This window comes from Thermoactinomyces sp. DSM 45892, from assembly GCF_900107305.1.
In the GTDB taxonomy this organism is placed as follows: domain Bacteria; phylum Bacillota; class Bacilli; order Thermoactinomycetales; family Thermoactinomycetaceae; genus Baia.
This window is the reverse complement of the sequence record NZ_FNPL01000014.1, coordinates 82,933-99,679: the sequence shown is the minus strand read 5'-3', so window position 1 is coordinate 99,679 and position 16,747 is coordinate 82,933. Positions and strand designations below refer to the sequence as shown.

At 38.7% G+C, this 16,747-nt stretch carries 16 protein-coding genes; all 16 read left to right on the top strand.

The window, feature by feature from the left end:
- The first annotated feature begins 1 nt into the window (after position 1).
- Positions 2 to 1,450: a DUF6025 family protein gene (locus BLU58_RS12295; protein ID WP_093292507.1), complete on the top strand. Its 1,449-nt coding sequence runs from the start codon at positions 2 to 4 to the stop codon at positions 1,448 to 1,450.
- A 30-nt stretch (positions 1,451 to 1,480) separates the two neighbouring features.
- Positions 1,481 to 2,440, top strand: a complete 960-nt coding sequence (locus BLU58_RS12290) for a D-2-hydroxyacid dehydrogenase family protein (protein WP_093292506.1) — start codon at positions 1,481 to 1,483, stop codon at positions 2,438 to 2,440.
- Positions 2,441 to 2,554: 114 nt separating this feature from the next.
- Positions 2,555 to 3,883: an ATP-grasp domain-containing protein gene (locus BLU58_RS12285; protein ID WP_093292505.1), complete on the top strand. Its 1,329-nt coding sequence runs from the start codon at positions 2,555 to 2,557 to the stop codon at positions 3,881 to 3,883.
- Positions 3,884 to 3,903: 20 nt separating this feature from the next.
- Positions 3,904 to 5,151: an MFS transporter gene (locus BLU58_RS12280; protein WP_093292504.1), complete on the top strand. Its 1,248-nt coding sequence runs from the start codon at positions 3,904 to 3,906 to the stop codon at positions 5,149 to 5,151.
- 43 nt (positions 5,152 to 5,194) lie between these two features.
- A complete protein-coding gene (locus BLU58_RS12275; protein ID WP_176786656.1) occupies positions 5,195 to 6,538 on the top strand; it encodes an LLM class flavin-dependent oxidoreductase in 1,344 nt (447 codons plus the stop codon).
- Between the two features lie 51 nt (positions 6,539 to 6,589).
- Positions 6,590 to 7,618, top strand: coding sequence for a dipeptide epimerase (locus BLU58_RS12270; protein WP_093292503.1), 1,029 nt, complete (start codon positions 6,590 to 6,592; stop codon positions 7,616 to 7,618).
- A complete protein-coding gene (locus BLU58_RS12265; protein WP_093292502.1) occupies positions 7,615 to 8,817 on the top strand; it encodes an ATP-grasp domain-containing protein in 1,203 nt (400 codons plus the stop codon). The genes BLU58_RS12270 and BLU58_RS12265 overlap by 4 nt, the downstream gene beginning before the upstream one ends.
- 192 nt (positions 8,818 to 9,009) lie before the next feature.
- The gene (locus BLU58_RS12260; RefSeq protein WP_176786655.1) at positions 9,010 to 9,912 is read left to right on the top strand and encodes a DMT family transporter; all 903 of its coding nucleotides are present in this window, start codon (positions 9,010 to 9,012) and stop codon (positions 9,910 to 9,912) included.
- Complete coding sequence (locus tag BLU58_RS12255) at positions 9,909 to 10,580, top strand: HAD family hydrolase (RefSeq protein ID WP_093292500.1); 672 nt, start codon at positions 9,909 to 9,911, stop codon at positions 10,578 to 10,580. Before BLU58_RS12260 ends, BLU58_RS12255 begins: the two co-directional genes overlap by 4 nt.
- Positions 10,538 to 11,842 carry an amidohydrolase family protein gene (locus BLU58_RS12250; protein ID WP_093292499.1) on the top strand — a complete coding sequence of 435 codons (1,305 nt, stop codon included), beginning with the start codon at positions 10,538 to 10,540 and terminating at the stop codon, positions 11,840 to 11,842. Before BLU58_RS12255 ends, BLU58_RS12250 begins: the two co-directional genes overlap by 43 nt.
- A gap of 7 nt (positions 11,843 to 11,849) precedes the next feature.
- Entirely contained in the window at positions 11,850 to 12,476 is a 627-nt protein-coding gene (gene purN, locus BLU58_RS12245; protein ID WP_093292498.1) for a phosphoribosylglycinamide formyltransferase, read from the top strand.
- Positions 12,477 to 12,550: 74 nt separating this feature from the next.
- Positions 12,551 to 13,351: an alpha/beta fold hydrolase gene (locus tag BLU58_RS12240; protein WP_176786654.1), complete on the top strand. Its 801-nt coding sequence runs from the start codon at positions 12,551 to 12,553 to the stop codon at positions 13,349 to 13,351.
- 77 nt (positions 13,352 to 13,428) lie between these two features.
- Positions 13,429 to 13,638, top strand: coding sequence for a GNAT family N-acetyltransferase (locus tag BLU58_RS12235; protein WP_093292496.1), 210 nt, complete (start codon positions 13,429 to 13,431; stop codon positions 13,636 to 13,638).
- 154 nt (positions 13,639 to 13,792) lie between these two features.
- Positions 13,793 to 14,602, top strand: coding sequence for an undecaprenyl-diphosphate phosphatase (gene bacA / locus BLU58_RS12230; protein WP_143123780.1), 810 nt, complete (start codon positions 13,793 to 13,795; stop codon positions 14,600 to 14,602).
- Between the two features lie 246 nt (positions 14,603 to 14,848).
- Positions 14,849 to 15,769, top strand: a complete 921-nt coding sequence (locus BLU58_RS12225; RefSeq protein WP_093292494.1) for an ABC transporter permease — start codon at positions 14,849 to 14,851, stop codon at positions 15,767 to 15,769.
- Between the two features lie 12 nt (positions 15,770 to 15,781).
- Positions 15,782 to 16,702: an ABC transporter ATP-binding protein gene (locus BLU58_RS12220; protein ID WP_093292493.1), complete on the top strand. Its 921-nt coding sequence runs from the start codon at positions 15,782 to 15,784 to the stop codon at positions 16,700 to 16,702.
- Positions 16,703 to 16,747 lie beyond the last annotated feature (45 nt).

The following is a 16,747-nucleotide window of genomic DNA, read 5'->3' as shown; positions in this document are numbered from 1 at the left end:
CATGGGAACAGAAGTAATGAAAAGTCCAATCGAGCTTCTTACTGAACTCGGTGTACTTGATAAATTAAGATGGAAGAAAGATTCCGCACTAGATGCATTCGAAAAGAGGGAGTGTTCCTTTAATTGGATCCACATGGGAACTACAGATGTTAAGATCGGAAAGCTTCTTTCTCTTATCCAATCCTCGCCTGAGTTGTTACCACCACGAACTGGACATATTGGGAATTGGGAGCAAATTATGCAAGGCAGAGCGGGAATGATGGATTTTAATAATGCGATTTGTTCTAAAGGATACGGATACCCGCTACTTTACTGTTTTACTCAAACAGAAACACAAGACATGCAAAATGGTGATATTGTGTATGTGCCTGGTTCGATCGTTGAACAGGATAGTAGAATGGAGCTGCCCTTGTTTACATGGGATGGATCGGGGTTTGTTAGAAGAGGGCGTGAACATTCGTACTTTACTCCTTTTGTAAAAACTGAATATAGAGGAGAGTTCATTCCATTAATACAAGTTCATAAAAATCGGCTTCAGTATCAAAAATTTGAATTTCGTTTTGAACCTTCTATTGTGTATGAGCAGGAGTCTTTAATAAAAAGGATTCTATGTGATTTGATAGAAGATGCTTCACAACGTGAGAATTCGAGAGCCATTTTCCAAGATTTAATCAGTCATCAAGTGACTCTGGATGGAAGAATGTATAGATCTGACCTGATTTGTGAAGATAGAAGTTTCCGGATGGGAGAGGTTTTTTATTCAAGTGCGAGTGAACTAGTTGAAGCAGCCATGATACCATTTCGAGCCGTGGATCAACCAGATCAGTTCTTTCAACAAATCGATCAAATGCCTACACATATGCCACTCGTTTCGAATGTGGCCATGCGTATTTTCTCTGCTGTAGTAAGTTCGCATTATCCAGATAGAAATGTCATTCGTTCTACAATGACTCAACCATTTAACCCACACTTTCACTGGGGAGCTAGAGACATGGCAGGTTATCCACCCAAACGGAGCGGATATATTGCTACGAAGTCCAAGGTTAGGAGTTACAGGAGGATTTGTAATCTTATTATAGATAGATACCCAGAAGTGGATCCGATTTTATTTGTAGTGATCCCTGCAGTCGTGTTTTCTTTATGTCCGACTGATCAGCATCCTAGAGACAATGAGCTTTTAACTGAGTTATTCCTCAGAGTTAGGAAGGGAACAGATCATCTCGCAGAATGTCCAGGTCAGATGGCAGTAGAGGTGGAGCGCATAACATTGCAATGGCTAGGGGAGCAGAAATCCAACCTCTCCCAATATTTTCTCGATCGCTTTATCCCTAAGTGTGGAATCTTGAATAATCAAAAATCACATGACTTTAGCCGCTCGGTGGAGCCGGAAGGATTTAGAGAGTTATCCTTTCAACAGTCGTGTATGATTGTTGGATCACTCATGGGTTGAAAACTAAAAAATGGTAACGGGGTGTAGAGAATGAAATGGAAATGTGTCATATTGGATGATTATCAGAACGTAGCTTTGAAGATAACGGATTGGTCTGCTATAGCAGATAAAGTAGAAGTCACTTCGATTCACCATTACATTGCGAATGAAGATGAACTTGTAAATACCATTCAAGATTATGAGATTGTAGTCATTATGCGTGAACGTACCCCTTTTCCTGCGAGACTATTTAAGCGCTTGGAGAAGTTGAAGCTGTTGATTACATCTGGAATGCGAAATGCATCCATAGATCTACAGGCTGCCGCTTCCAATGGCGTTACCGTCTGCGGTACAGCAAGTAGTTCTGAGCCTCCCACAGAGCTTGCTTGGGCTTTAATTTTAGGTTTAGCTCGAAATATTGTTGTAGAAAATAATGCATTGAAACAAAATGGTCCATGGCAACAAACCGTGGGTACAGATTTATACGGAAAAACACTTGGCTTGCTTGGTTTGGGGAAAATTGGAGGTAGGATGGCACGAATCGGTAAAGCATTTGGGATGAATGTGGTTGCCTGGAGCCAGAACTTGACACGTGAACAAACAGAAAATACAGGTGTAGCACTGGCTGCTTCAAAGGAAGAACTACTTAAAAACAGTGATTTTGTTTCCATCCATCTAGTACTTAGCGATCGAACGAGGGGCTTAATCGGTGAAGAAGAGTTACAGCTAATGCGACCATCATCTTTTTTAATTAATACATCACGTGCAGCCATCGTGGACCAAGTGGCTCTCATGAAAGCTCTTGAAAATAAACAAATTGCAGGAGCAGGCGTGGATGTATTTGAAATCGAGCCTTTACCGGAGTTCGATCCGTTACGGACCCTACCTAATCTACTCGCCACGCCACATTTAGGATATGTGACACAGAGAAATTACCACACTTATTACAAGGAAGCTGTGGAAGACATAATTGCATTTGTAAATGGTTCACCGATTCGAACACTCGTATAAGAATTTGAAATGATTTACCTGTACAAATAGGGTTTCGTATTGTCTAGCAACCAAATGAGCGAGTACAATAAGAAACCCTTATTTATCCTAATGAGAAATAATGGGGTGTTTTGAATGGAAAAAGCGGTGCTAATCCTCGGGGGTTTTTCTGAGATTACAGAAGAATATGTAAGATGTATTCGAAAAAGAGGTCTAAAAGCCATTATTGTAGATAGCAGAAAAAATAAGCTGGATCAATTATACAGATATAAGCGGTGCAATCCTCATCATTTTATTAATCTCGTGGATGAAATCATCTGCATGGAAGAATATTCGATGGAATCGTTTTTTTTGGTTGTGAATAATATTTTAGAGCATGATCAAATAGTAGGGATCATTCCTATAGATGAAAGATTGGTAGTAGAAACAGCCATCTTAGCGGGATATCTAGGATTGCCTAATGGAGGGCTTGAGGCAGCTGTTATTTCTCGAAATAAAGAAAAGCAGAGACAGCTTATCCAAAACACTCCGTGGAAGGTCCGCTCACAAAAAGTGACGTTAGAGGAACTAATGACCACTATTTTGCCAGATAGCGGAGTTATAAAACCTATTAATAAGTACGGTTCTATGGACGTAATGATATGGTCTGATGAGAGTCAAAAGAAATCGGTGCTTGATTTATTGAAAGTGCAGAAGTCTAAAGAGCAATTATATCTACTTGAAGAAAGAATTGTGGGGCAAGAGTATTCGATTGAGAGTTGGGTTAGAGATGGGAGAGTCCTGTATTCTTCTATTACTAAGAAGCAAACTTTAAAATCGGAAGGTATTGAATTCCCGGTAGAAATCGGCCATCAAGTTCACTACCATGAATTATCGGAGGAAACGATTCAACAAATTAATGAAATGAATCATTTCGTCATTACAATGTCAAAAATTCAGAGTGCCATTGTTCATCTTGAGTTTAAGATCGATGAAAGTGGCACACCGAAAGTGATGGAGTGGTGTGTACGCAATCCAGGTGATCGCATTATGGATTTGTATCTATACGCAGGTGAAGTGAATCCGTACGATTTGCTTCTTTCGATTGTGTTAAAGGAACAAGTTAAAGAGTACTTACCCAGTCATTCCAGTAAGCAAGTTTTCCAAAAATATTATGTTTTAGAAGAAGATACCATTTTAAAAAGTAAAATGAGTCATCATGACCTACCCGTTCATTGGCCCGCAAATCCAGACTCTCAAGGGTTGGTACGAAACAGAGAAGGTGTTCTTATTGATAAAGGTCTAGGTTTAACTGTATATGAATTAGGTATATTGGTCCCGCCTAATCAAAAAGCCTTACCAGTGAGGGATTCTTTAACAAGACATCTATACATTGTTTATAGTATCAACTCTTCATCATCGCAGGACATGGAAATGTCGGAGAAAATATTAAATGAAACAATCATCAATCAGCTATATGAATAAAAGAGTGAGAGGAGTGCTTTATGGTAATTAAACAGTTTATAAAATTGAAAGCCATTCATCGACTCATTTTACTTCTTGATTTTATCTTTGGTCTATCTCGGGGAATTATTATTCCCTTTTTGGTTACGGACATGATGATGCGTTTAAGTGCTAGTTATACTACTATAGCTGGAAGTGTTTTCATTTATTTCATTGCGCGTACATTTGGTGGAGTGATCGGTGGCGCTCTATCAGATCGATACGGACGTAGACCACTTATATTGATGGGCTTGTTTGTAACAAGTGCTTCCTATCTATTCCTCCCTTTTGTAAGTAGTGTCTTAGAATTCACAACAGTCTATATTGTATTAGGATTTGCACATTCATTTTTCCGTTCTGTTTTTTCTGCCTTAATTGGAGATACAGTGGATAAAAAAGATCCTACTATCCCATTTGCGATGTTTTATATCAATCAAAATATTTCTGTTGGTATAGGAGCGCTTCTAGGGGGGGTTATCCTAGCAGTAGGTTCTAGCTTTATTTATATCTCTACTGGTTTATTATTGCTTTGTTTTTCTATTATAACGATGTTCCATCCTTTATTAAAAAATCAAAGTAGATCCGAAATAAAGGTAGAAGAACCAGTTGAAGCGGAACAGTCCTATCAAGGTAAGTCTAGTCATAAATATATATTGATTAGCATTTTCTTGCTCAATGTTATTTTAGTTTCTACATACGGTGTATTTAATGATTTATTAGGAGCCATTCTTCATGATTTCGTAGAACTATCTCCATTCGTTATTGGTTTGTTGTTTGCGTTGAATTCATTCCTGATTGTCATATTACAACTCCAAGCATTAAAAATAGTAAGCAGATGGAGTTTTATCAGTCAAATGTTATTTACGGCTACCTTGTTTTCTTTATTCCATTTGTTACTCGGAACCCTTGAGAGGATTCCCAATATCTATATATGCGTACTTCTCATCGTTGTATTTACAATCGGAGAATTAACCCATGTAGCTAATTTAAAATCAAAAGTGAATCAGTTTACTCCTGCAACAAAGAGGGGGCTAGCATTTGGGATCCTAAATGCAACATTTAATATAGGATTTGGATTAGGTCCATTTGTTTTTGGCTTTTTCTTAGATAAGTTAAGCTTAGAAAGGGTCGGTTTTAGCTTTTTCCTTTTTTATCTAGCTACAGCAGTGGTTCTGAGTGTACTCATAGTGAAAGAAAAGCAGTCTAAAAGGTCACCGAAAAAGGTTCAAAGTGAAGTGAATCATCATTAATTCGGAAGCTATGTCATCACAAAAAAAGAATGAGGTGCTAAATATGAGTCGTTCAATGATAAAACTGGGTGCTTTTTTACCTGCTCCAGGACACCATATTTCTGCTTGGAGACACCCGAATGCATATCCAGCAGGTGTACTTGATTTTCATTATTATAGTTCGATAGTTAAGACAGCAGAACGCGGTAAATTCGATATGATTTTTTTATCGGATGGTGTGGGAGTGCGTACACATTATAAAGACTCGGATGAACTTAGTCGCTGGGGACGGATGGTTCATTTTGAGCCCTTAACATTACTATCGGCACTGTCAGTGGTAACGGAACGTATTGGGTTAACTGCAACATGTTCCACTACTTATAACGAACCTTTTCACATTGCCAGAAAATTTGCTTCTTTAGATTTTTTGAGTAACGGTCGTTCTGGTTGGAATGTCGTTACTTCAACAACCGACGTGGAAGCCCAAAATTTTAATCTGGACAAGCAACCCGACCACGGGACAAGATATCTTAGAGCTAGGGAGTTCATGGAGGTAGCAACTGGATTGTGGGATAGTTGGGAAGACGATGCCTTTTTGTTTGATAAGGAATCGGGTCGTTTCTTTGATCCTGAAAAACTTCATATATTGAATCACAAGAAGGAATTTTTTTCAGTACGAGGCCCCCTAAATGTAGCTCGTCCCCCTCAAGGTTATCCAGTTATTGTACAGGCAGGCTCTTCCGCAGATGGACAAGATTTTGCTGCTCAATGGGCAGAAGTTATCTTTACAGCACATAAGAATTTGGAACAGGCAAAAGCGTTTTATCGAGGTATAAAGGAGCAAGTCGCCAAATATGGTCGATCTCCTGATCAAGTGAAGGTGATGCCTGGTATTTTTCCAGTGGTAGGAAGGACTAGAGATGAAGCAGAACAAAAATATGAAACATTGCAAAATTTAATTGATCCAGTCGTAGGTCTTGGCTTACTTTCCACCCAACTGGGAAATATCGATATTTCAAAATATCCAGTGGACGGCCCCTTGCCAGAACTTCCAGAGACACAAGGAAGTACGAGTCGTCAGAAGCTGTTGTATGAGGAAGCGAAAACCCAAGGGTTAACGATTCGTGAGCTTTATCGTTCTATTGCAGGTCCGCGTGGACACAGAATGATCTTAGGTACTCCCCAAGAAATTGCAGATCAACTAGAAGAGTGGTTTGTGAGTGAAGCTGCTGATGGATTTAATATTATGCCACCACAATTACCAGACGGGCTAACAGATTTCGTTGAGCTTGTGGTTCCCGAGCTCCAACGACGTGGGTTATTTCGAACAGAGTATGAAGGCCAAACACTACGAGATCATCTGGGCCTAGAGCGCCCTTCCTTTCGAGCACACTCTGGGAGTAAATAGAGAACATTTAGCAGGTAATTTGATGAGAGAAAGATGTAAGGAGTACACACAATGGAAATCGAATATGAAGATTTAATTTTAAAGTTAAAGCAGCCTTTTCAAAGTAATAAAGGAACGTTTACATCTGCTCATCAGATAATAATCAGACTGAAATGGAAAGAATGGAGAGGGTATGGCACTGCTGTATTCGCCAAAGAATACGGCATGACAGCTGAGACTGTTGTAAATGCATTCAATCTGTGCTCAGACATAGTGAAGGAGCATACCCCTTTTGAAATCGAAAAGCTATTAAACGATCTCGAGGCGATGATACCGAATCAGCCAACTGTGATAGCAGCAATCGACATGGCACTTCATGATATCCTAGGGCAAATGACTAGTCTTCCCATTCATCGGCTATGGGGACTTGAAGGACTATCCATTCCACCCACGAGCATTTCCCTAGGTGTCATGGATCAAAACGATTTATTGAAGCAGGCCAAGATGCTTTCACAATGGCCTATTTTAAAATTGAAAATGACTTTGACAAGTGATCTAGAGTTGATCGGAAGGCTAAGAGAAGTATACCAAGGACGTATTTGGATTGATGGGAATGGAACTTGGAATTGTGAAGATGCCATTGTGGCGGCCAAGAAACTTCATCAATATGGTGTAGAGCTTTTAGAGCAACCGATTCCTGCAGGATCACATGAACAGTTGAAATGGGTTCAAGATCATTCTCCTATTCCTATCGTTGCGGATGAAGATTTTCATTGTATTCAAGACCTACTAAGTTTGAGTGGGAGTGTAGGCGTAGTTAACATCAAACTTCTGAAGTGTGGTGGGCTTCGACGAGCAAAGGAAATAATCCAGTTAGCTCGAAATGTTGGGATGAAGGTAATGTTGGGGTGTAAAACAGAAAGCTCCTTAGGGATTACTGCGATTGCGCATTTAGCTGGGCTTGCAGATTACATTGATCTTGATGGCCATTTGAATCTCCGATCAGATCGCTTTACAGGAATTAGAGTAAACAATGGTTTGATTACATTACCTAATGGGTTTGGAATAGGAATTATAGATAGGAGGGGCAGTGGAATATGAGTATTCTCATTATGAATAAAACGGGGTATCCGTATGACGATTGGTTAAAAGATTTGAATGAAGATTTGTTGCTACTGACTACTTCGGAAAAGGCCCGAGGAGCAGTGAATTACCATTTAGTTGAAGGTTTTGAAAACTATCGAACCAATGGTGAAATGGAGATACGTGCTTTAGAGTTGTATGAGACTCATAAGTTTCATGCCATTATTGTAACATCTGAATATGACCTTATACGAGCAGCTAGATTAAGAGAACAGTTAGGCATAGAGGGTCAATCTTTGGAAAGTGCGATCGCTTTCAGGGATAAAACGGTTATGAAGAAGCTTGCAAGAGAAAAGGGTTTAAATGTCCCAGAATTCTCACCATTAGAGTCCCCGTTGGATTTGTATAAATTTATCCAAAAACATGGATATCCCGTTATTGTGAAACCAATAGATGGGGTAGGTTCGTGTCATACAGTCATTATAAAAGATCGAGATGATTTAATGACTTTCTTGAGCAAGGGATTAGCTGTTCATCTTGAGGTGGAGAAATTCATTGAAGGGGACATGTATACGGTAGATGGTTTAGTCATAAACGGTGAAATGGTACTTTGTTGGCCATCTAAGTATATAAATGGATGTCTTGCCTTTCAAGATGAGTTATTTAATGGAGGTTATCTTCTAGAATCAGAAAATCCATTGCTACCCCGACTCGTAGAGTTTACTCAAAACTTATTAAAAGCACTTCCTACCCCTAAAAACACTTCATTTCATGCCGAAGTGTTCCATACCCCACATGATGAATTAGTCCTGTGTGAAATTGCTAGTCGTACAGGAGGGGGATTCATTCGTGAGAAAATAATACAAGGCTTTGGAATTGATTTAGTTAAGCTTTCTGTACAGGCACAATGTGGATTAGTGGAACAGGTTGCTGCCCCATTGTCAAATGTTCCAAAACTTGAGACGCTGGGAGGTTATCTTTTAGTACCAGCTAAAAAAGGAGTTCTAAAAGAGATGCCTGCAGATTCTCTGCCAGAATGGGTAACTCAATATAAGGTCACCGCACATTGTGGCCAGACATTTAATGAAATTTCAAGTAGTGGTGACTATATAGCTAAAGTGCTTATTAAGGGAGAGTCGGAGGTACAGGTTCAGAACCGTATCTATGAGTTAGCAATGTGGTTTGAAGACCGTGTAATATGGGATAGTACGATTTAGTTGTGAAAAATGGCCTTCTCAAATCATTTTTTGAGAAGGCCATTTTTCCAATAATATCAGATGCTCTTATAAATAATTCAGGAGTGTAGGACGGTTTTTCGGCTTGTTCTTTTCATAATTATATTATATAGTTAAACTTATATGTTAATTTGTATATTCTACTAAATGTCCTTTCTACTTAAGGAGAATGGTATGAAAAAGATATCGATTATTCCTGTTATGACGTTATTATTAGCCGTCATTCTGTGGGGCTATAACTTTATTGTGACAAAACTTCTATTAGTTGTACTAAGTCCCTTTGTATTAGCTTTTTATGCTATTTTTGGGGCAGCGATGGTTTCGGTTCTTATTTTTTGGAGGGGATTATTTAGCTACGATAAAAAAATCTTAATCAAGATTTTTTTTGCTAGCTTTTTTGGGATTTTTTTATTCAATCTACTTGTGAATTTAGGGATGAAGAAAACTTCTTCCGTTGATGCGGCTTTGATTATCGCACTCGTTCCTTTGGTAAGTAATATTTTAGATGTGATTTGGTTAAAGAATCGGTTGCAAGCGATAAATTTATTTGGAACTTTATTATCTATTACGGGAGTTATTTTATTAGTTACCAATGGTGAATTTGGTTCGGTCCAGTTTGATGTGGATCATTTATACGGTAGTCTCATTTTATTTGTAGCTGTCATTTCATTTGTTATCTACATTTCACTTGGAAAAAGCATTATGAATTCGATTAATCCAATCCACTATTCTACATGGTGCTTTATATTTGGCAGTGGATTGCTTTTTATTCCGGCATTCATTTGGGGTGATTTGACTGCGTATCAGAATCTGGATCATACCTCTTTACTCTATCTGCTGTTTGCCATTTTATTTGCCAATCTAGTAGCTGATATGGCTTATAACTTTGGTGTTAAGAAAACTAATATTATTATTCCGTCATTGTTTTCTAACTCTATCCCTATTTTTACCATGTTATTTTCGGTCTTCGTATATAACGAACCGATTTCAAATGTAAAAATAGTAGCAGCATCTTTCGTTATTATTGGTTTAGTCCTACCCACTATCGCAACTAGAAATGAGAGTGTGAAAATATGAAGGTGATTGTTTTTGATTTAGACGAAACATTATGTAATCATACCCGGGGCGAGCAGGATAGCCTAAGAGAAGTGTTTAAGGCTTATTTTTATGATCTAGGCCTTTCTTTTGAAGGGTTCCATGAGGCTTTTGCTAAGTTTAATAAAGTTTCCTGGGAGAATTTTGAGAAGGGGATACATGATGTAGAAGCTACTTTAACAAATCGATTTAAGTTGCTTTGTGATTTTTATGGAATGGAGAAAAAGCTAGAGGAGGTGTCCAGTGTTTACCAGTCAGCGTACATTAAAAATTGTGTACCATACGAGGGAGCCAGACCATTACTAAGTAAATTAAGTAAGACCTTTTCACTTGCTGTGTGTAGCAATGGGATGGAGCAAATTCAGATGGGAAAGCTGAAATATCATAAAATCGATCAATACTTTTCTTATTTTCAGTTCGGAAGTTGTTACCCATTCTGTAAACCTCATCTACATTTTTTTCATAGTTTAGTGGATGAACTTGCGGTAGAGCCAAAGGATATTTTGTTTATTGGAGACTCGCTCACAAATGACATCATGCCGGCTAAGAATATAGGGATGAAGACCCTCCATATTCAACAAGAACATATAGTGGAAGAGGTGCTCCAATGGGAATTAGTATGGAACCAAATAGAGGAACGGATCGGGTAACGTTAAAAAATGCAACCTATTACACAGATCAACACGATTTTCGCCTTGCTGACATTGTGATTTATGGGAATAAAATTGAAAAAATATGCCAGCCAAATTCCCAGAGTAGTAGCAATGTAATCGATGCGGAAAGTCTTATCGTTTTACCGGGATTAATTAATGGACATTTGCATCCAAGTAAAGAGTTATATGGAGGAATAAAAGCTTTTAGTAGCATAAGTGAGGTTTTGGATACGGTTCATCGAAATAATCATCTCGAAACAGAGGAACTGCAAGGATTATCTTCTTTATACTCGATATTACATTCGCTACGTCAAGGTATAACCACCCTAGGCATCTTCACGAGCCGAGCTGAGATAGATGCGGAGCAAGCTATAAAAGCGGGTGCCCGAGCCGCGATCCATTTTTCACAAAATGATCAATGGTTGGGGAAAGAATCGAAGCCAAGCTCCTCCACACTTGAGGCTGTCATCAAACGCTATTTTGATTGTGTACATAAGTATGAATCGGATTTGATAAAAGTTCATCCAGCTACCGCATCTGAGCTTTCGGCAACTCCAGAACTGATGAAAAAGCTTCATGAAATAGCTCGTCAAGAAAATAAAAAGTTTGTCATGCATATTTGTGAAGGCAGAAGCCAAGTCCAGCAATGTGTCTCTCATTACGGGGAGACTGGAATTCAGGTACTCGACAAGCTTCATTTACTAGACTCATCTACTCTATTGGTTCATGCTTCCACATTGTCAGATGAAGATATTTGTGTTCTATCTGATAAAAAATTGAACTTTATACACTGTCCAGTCAGTAATAGTTTTACAGGGGCTGGAAGATTCCCGTTTCAGGCTTTAATCCATCACAAAATTGGATTAGGTACAGATGCTGCGATGGTAAACCCGTTTCATAAATTAGCATTTGATGCTGCCTTCTCACTTTATTTTCATGGTGAATCAAACTTAGAGGAAAAAGTGGATGTTACAGACTTGGTTGATTCGTTAACGAAAACAGGAGCATCGGCATTAGGGCTAGATCATGTAGGGAGTGTGAAAGAAGGAATGTTCGCTGATTTATGTTTTTTTAAGCGAGCTGATGTGGTAGTCGAATCACAGGATCCGAGCTTACTGTTTTTAGATATGATTCTAAGCCATAGTCCGATTCATGTAATGGTGAACGGGGAATTTGTTATTTTAAATGAGAGTTTTCTTCACTGTGATTTTAATCTAGTGAGGGATCATTTTTTACAAAACAAAAAATGGGGAAGGTAGAGATCATATGAAAAAAAGAGTGGCATTTTTATTCTCTGGACGTGGGTCGTTATTGGGAGCGGTGCAGGACGGCTTAAATGAGTTATCGAGTGAACTTGTTTTAGTTATTACGAACAACCCTAAAGTTGATTTTTCTCAACTCCCTATATCAGAAGGTTGCTATTTTACCTGCATTGATCATAAACAGTATACGAGCAGAAGGGATCACGAACATGAAATCGCATCGTTGATCGATCGATATCAAATTGACTTGATTGTACTTGGGGGATACCGCCGGATTTTCAGTACTGAATTTGTGGAGCGATACGGCCATAAAACCATTAACACGCATCCGTCACTACTCCCAGCTTTCGTAGGAGATAAGGCACAGCTAAAGGCTATTCAGAAGGGAGTCAGAATTACAGGGGCTACAGTTCATTTTATCAATAATGAAGTGGACCAAGGCCCTATTATTACGCAAGCCGCCGTTGAGGTAAAACCGTATTATACAGAGTCAGATTTGAGAGAAGCTATTATCGATGTGGAAAAATTAGCATTGGCAAGGGCGGTACATTTATTCTTGGAGGATAAACTTGAGATTAAAAATGATGTGGTTTATGTAAAGAGTGGATATGAAAATGAACTTTTCGTTTAAGGGTGGTCTGGATTATTCAGTAACGATTCATGATGGGAATTTCGAGTCCTTCTCTTAAGATTAGGGGTGGTATAGTGTTATTTTCAAGTCAATATTCAGTTGCAAATATTCACCGCCACGAAAATCAGAGATGTTGCTTTGTATTGGTTCACGGCTTCTCTGAATCAGCAGTATGCTGGAGTGATATGATCATTTCGATCAAAGATCATGCTAATGTTGTAACATATGATTGTGTAGGACATGGAAATAATGCGCATTTATGGGGGAATGCTTCATTTCAAGAGTATGTCCAGCAATTAGATGAACTGGTCAGCTATTTAAAAGAAAGTGAGTGTTTTAAAAAGATCATTCTCGTCGGTCATAGCCAGGGAGCTGGGATCGTGGCCCAGTATGCCATACAAAACCCTACGAATGTAGATGGTCTGATCCTCATATCCCCGTTCTTCTATATTGGAGACCCCCTTAGAGCCCTTTGGACTAACTTTCTTCAATTGGTGGAGCAGGGGGAGATAAGGCGATTTTGGGATCTAAATAGTAGCCTATTGCTTGGGCCTAAATCAGAGAGTTGGTCGCAATTTAGAGAAGACTCTATACAGGAACGCCTCGACTTTTTTACGAAGGAACAGTTAGTAGTCTTGATCAATGCTTTGCTACATATTCAAGTTACAGGCTATCTCTCCACTCTCAAAAATAAACCGATGTATTTGATACACGGTCAATACGATTTGATGTTTCCGAACTACTACAGTAAAGAAATACAGAAACAGGTTCCGGGGGCAGAATATATTGAGGTTGACGGTGCGAATCATTTGTTACTTGAACTTGAATCAGAGGTTTATCAAGTAATGTTGAAGATGATGAAGGATATTACATAAGAAATGATATAGATGGGTGGTATGTGAATCTATCTTCCGTTTGAAGCTATCTCTTAAAAAAGGTAGCTTTTTCGCGTATGATGGTTGAAATATTTATGGTCACTCGAGAGAGGAATTGTCGTACCATCCGCTGTGTAACATCTCCTATCAATCAAGGATCGATTGCTTTTCATCAAAGAATGGGCTTTTCGATAGTAGAGGGAAACGCTACCGTAGAAGGCGTGTCTGTTCAAAAGAATTATGATGGTCGAGGGCAAGATCGTGTTTTGTTTGTAAAGGAATTATGATAGAAGAAGTGAAATGATATAAATACCCGTGTCATAAATAATTGATCAGATGTTTATATACGAGAAAGCCCATATTATGAAACAGCTTTATGGCTAATACTGTAAGTAGAATCATGTTAGAATGACAAAATGTAAAAAGACGGAGAGATCTATGATGTGGTGGGACGTTTTTGTTGGAGTTGTTTTGGGCTTTGTAGAGGGGATGACAGAGTTTATCCCTGTTTCGTCTACAGGTCACATGATTTTGGTTGGAGAGTTGTTATTAGGATTCAGGGGGGTTAAGGCGTCTACTTTTGAAGTGGTTATCCAGTTGGGCTCTATCTTGGCTGTGGTGGTTGTTTTTTGGAAACGCTTATTAAGCCTTATTGGAATTCATATTTCTCAAAAATCAAAGGATGATAACAAGGGACAAGGTCATCTTACGATTCTACACGTAATTGTCGCGATGATTCCGGCTGTTCTGGTAGGGCTATTGCTACGAGACTCTATTAAAGAATTATTCAATCCTGAAACCGTGGTTTATCCCCTTATTTTGGGCGGTATTTTAATGATCATCGCGGAAAAGTGGAATCGCCCTGTCGTAACTACCAGCTTAGATGAGATTACATATAAACAAGCTTTTATGATTGGTGTATTTCAATGTTTTGCTTTATGGCCTGGCTTTTCCCGTTCCGGCGCCACTATTTCGGGTGGACTTTTGATGGGTGCAAATCATAAAACTGCAGCAGAGTTTTCTTTTATTGTTGCTGTTCCGATGATGTTTGGTGCTAGTGGCCTTGAATTGTATAAGAGCTGGGGGATTTTACAGTTTAGTGATTTACCCCTTTTTGTGACGGGTTTTGTCACGGCATTCTTAGTAGCTCTTTTTGCAATCAAATTCTTCTTAAATTTAATGGAGAGAATTAGTTTAACTCCGTTTGCCATATATCGTTTTGTCGTGGCGGTCATCGTCTTCTATTTGTAGGCCAACCTAAAAAAGAATGAAATGAAAGACTTTACCTATGTGCATATACACAGAGTAAAGTTTTTTATGTTGCTTTATTCCCTTTTTTAGGGATGCAGAGGCAAAATTTACAGGATTCCTATTCATTGCGAGTGATTTTTCGGAAAACAGAGGAAATCGAGTTTGAATGCGGAGAATGGAGGGGTATATGTGTTAAGGTTGTATTTATAAATAACTATAAATTTTTAGATTAGGAGGAAGTGAGTTATGTTTTTTAAGTTGATTCACAACGAAAATATTAAAACGTCTTATCGCTTATCTACATGGATTATGATGGGATTCTTAGTAGTGGCTGTACTTCTCACCACATTTTTTGGGGGGTATAAACAGCCCGCAGACGGGCAGGCGGATTTACAGAAGGGCATCGAGAAGAATAAGGCAATACTAAACGATAAAGATGCAGACGAGTATGAAAAGGAAATGGCACAAAAGGAAATGGCAAAGAGTGAATACCTTTTGGCCAATCATATCAAAACATATACAATCCATACATATTTAGATAATGGACAAGGGGTGATTGTTTTCTTTGGTGCGTTCTTTGGGATCATCATTGCTGCTAATAGTGTAGCAAGTGAATTCTCAACAGGAACCATTAAATTATTGTTAATTAGACCCATTCATCGGTTTAAAATATTACTTTCAAAATACGTTTCTGCGCTCTTTTCTACAGCTAGCTTATTACTATTAGGTATTCTTTTATTCTTAATTGCAGGCGGAATATTGCTTGGGTTCGAGGGAATTACTGCATCGCATGCTGTGATGCAAGGGGACCATCTAGTGAAGGAAACCTTCCTTTATACTTGGAGTAAAAGTTTTTTGTTATCGCTTATTCTACCCTTTTTCGTCATTACCTTTACTTTTATGATTTCAACGGTTTTCCGCAATAATGGATTAGCAATCGGTCTCTCAATGGCTGCTTATTTTGGGGGTAATATTGCAACCCTATTCCTGCTGAAGTATAAGTGGGTTACATTTACGCCATTTATCCATATGGAGTACTTGTCTTCAGGAGACGCGCTTATTAAGGGAATGACAACTTCCTTCTCTTCGATCGTACTAAGTGTCTATTTCCTCCTCTTCTTGACCATTGCTATGATTACTTTCAAGAAAAGGGATGTCGCCATTTAGAGAGAAAGGGGAATGAATCATATGAAAAAAGCAATTGTACAGATAAAAGACTTAAAAAAGGTAATAAGAGGTAAGGAAATCATTAAAGGGTTAACATTTGATATCTACCCAGGCGAAGTCTTTGGTTTTCTAGGACCAAATGGAGCCGGAAAGACAACAACCATTCGAATGATGGTAGGTCTCACCTCTGTTTCAGCTGGAGATGTAATCATTGATGGTAACAGCATTCAGAAGAACTTCGAGAAGGCTGTTGCTAAGGTAGGGGCTATTGTAGAAAATCCAGATATGTATAAGTTTTTGTCGGGATATCAAAATTTAAAGCAGTATGCTCGTATGGTGAATGCTACAGATAGCCGTATCGAAGAAATCGTGAAATTAGTTGGTTTGGAGAATGCGATTCATAATAAGGTAAAGACGTACTCTCTTGGTATGAGGCAACGTCTGGGATTGGCGCAGGCACTTCTTCATCGTCCATCTGTCCTTATTTTAGATGAGCCTACTAATGGACTTGATCCAGCAGGTATTCGCGAATTACGTGATTATCTCCGGAAATTAGCTAGTGAAGAGGATATCGCTGTGATTGTTTCGAGCCATTTGCTAAGTGAAATGGAACTAATGTGCGACCGAATCGGGATTGTGGAACAAGGTAAGCTGGTAAAAGTAGAAGATATGAATGAGTTTATACATGGAGATAATCAAGAGACGCAAGTTACGTTCCAAGTAGAGCCTCTTGATCTCGCAGAGCGCCATGTGAGAGAGCAATTCCCGAATAGCCAGGTGGTCATAAAAGATAATGAATTAGTCCTCGCTATTGATAGAGAGGAAATTTCAGAGGTAAGTAGTTTTCTCCTTCATAATGGGGTTCGTTTATACGGCATTCAAAGTAAAGCAAAATCATTGGAAGACCGCTTCCTAGAGGTTACGAGTCAATGATGAGAATAAAGGCTTACGTCAAAGCAATCATCTATTTTGCATTTG